Source organism: Mesorhizobium sp. M7A.F.Ca.CA.001.08.2.1, assembly GCF_003998455.1.
Taxonomy (GTDB): Bacteria; Pseudomonadota; Alphaproteobacteria; order Rhizobiales; family Rhizobiaceae; genus Mesorhizobium; species Mesorhizobium ciceri.
Genome location: NZ_RZPW01001037.1, coordinates 1 through 1,713, shown reverse-complemented (window position 1 = coordinate 1,713; position 1,713 = coordinate 1). Strand labels below are relative to the sequence as shown.

General features: G+C 65.7%; 1 protein-coding gene. It reads left to right on the top strand.

The genetic code is table 11. The features are described from left to right. Nucleotides 1–1,713: CarD family transcriptional regulator (locus EN914_RS34445; RefSeq protein WP_281034690.1), on the top strand; the 1,713-nt coding region annotated here is incomplete at both ends.

Here is a 1,713-nt window from a genome sequence, read left to right as displayed (position 1 = left end):
CCGCCATGATCGCTCTGGCGAAGAAGCCGCACCGCGCCGTCATCCTCACCACCGCCAATGCGCTGCTGCAGCGCATTCCGCCGTCCGAGTTGGTCGAGGCGCAGACTTTTCATGCCAGGCCCGGCAACCAGATCGACATGAACGCACTGGTCTCGCGGCTGGAAACGTCCGGTTTCGAGCGTGTGCCGACAGTGCGCGGCATCGGCGAGTTCGCGGTGCGCGGCGGCATTCTCGACCTGTTCGCTCCCGGCTGGACCGAGGCGCTCAGGCTCGATTTCTTCGGCGACACGCTGGAATCGATCCGTGTGTTCGACGCCGCCACGCAGCGCACCACCGGTCAACGCAAGTCGATGGCGCTGCAAGCGATGAGCGAGGTGGCGCTGACGCCGGAAACCATCAGCCGCTTCCGCCGCTCCTATATCGAAGCCTTCGGCGCACCGCAGCGCGACGACGGGCTCTATGCGGCGGTCAGCGAAGGGCGTCGCTTCGCTGGCATGGAGCACTGGCTGCCGTTCTTTTACGAACGGCTGGAGACGGTGTTCGACTATCTGCCTGACACGCCCGTCATCTTCGACCATCTGGCGCATGAGGCGCTGGCCGAGCGCCACACGCTGATCCTCGATCACTACGAGGCGCGCAGGAAGCAGGCCGACGGCGCGCTGAAGGATGCGGTGCCCTATAAGCCAGTCGCGCCGGACCTGCTCTATCTCTCCCCGGAAAACCTGATCACCTCGCTCGGGCCGCGCGAAGCGATCGACTTTACGCCATTCGACGCGCCCGACGTTGGCGCCAAGAAGGTCTATCACGCCGGTTCGCGCCACGGCCGCAGCTTCGTCGAGGAGCGCGCCGATCCGAACGCCAACGTGTTCGATGTCGTCGTCAAACACATCGTCGATGAGCGCGCGGCGCGCCGCCGCGTCGTCATCGCCGGCTGGACCGAAGGCTCGCTCGACCGGCTTGGCCAGATCCTCGCCGAACACCATCTCGGCAACCTCAAGCAGGTCGTGACGCTGGCGGAAGCCGAAAAGCTCGAGCCGGGGCAGGCGGCCCTGGCCGTGCTGCCGCTCGAATCCGGCTTCGAGACCGAAAAACTGGTCGTCGTCGCCGAACAGGACATTTTGGGCGACCGGCTGATCCGGCGCTCGAAACGCAAGAAGCGTCCCTCGGATTTCATTGCCGAGGCCTCGGCGCTGTCGGCCGGCGACATTGTCGTCCATGCCGACCACGGCATTGGCCGTTTCATTGGCCTGCGCACCATCGAAGCGGTCGGCGCACCGCATGACTGCCTGGAAATCCACTATGCCGGCGACGACCGGCTGTTCCTGCCGGTGGAAAACATCGAACTCCTGTCGCGCTACGGTTCTGACACGGCCGAGGCGACGCTGGACAAGCTTGGCGGCGGCGCCTGGCAGTCGCGCAAAGCGCGGCTGAGGAAGCGCCTGCTCGACATGGCCGGTCAATTGATCCGCATCGCCGCCGAGCGGCAGATGCGCTCGGCGCCGCCACTGGTGCCGGCAGAAGGCCTCTATGGCGAGTTCGCCGCCCGCTTTCCCTATGAAGAGACCGACGACCAACAGACGGCCATCGATTCGGTGCGCGACGATCTTGCTGCCGGCAAGCCGATGGACCGGCTGATCTGCGGCGATGTCGGTTTCGGCAAGACCGAAGTGGCGCTGCGTGCCGCCTTCATCGCGGCGATGGAAGGCTTTCAGG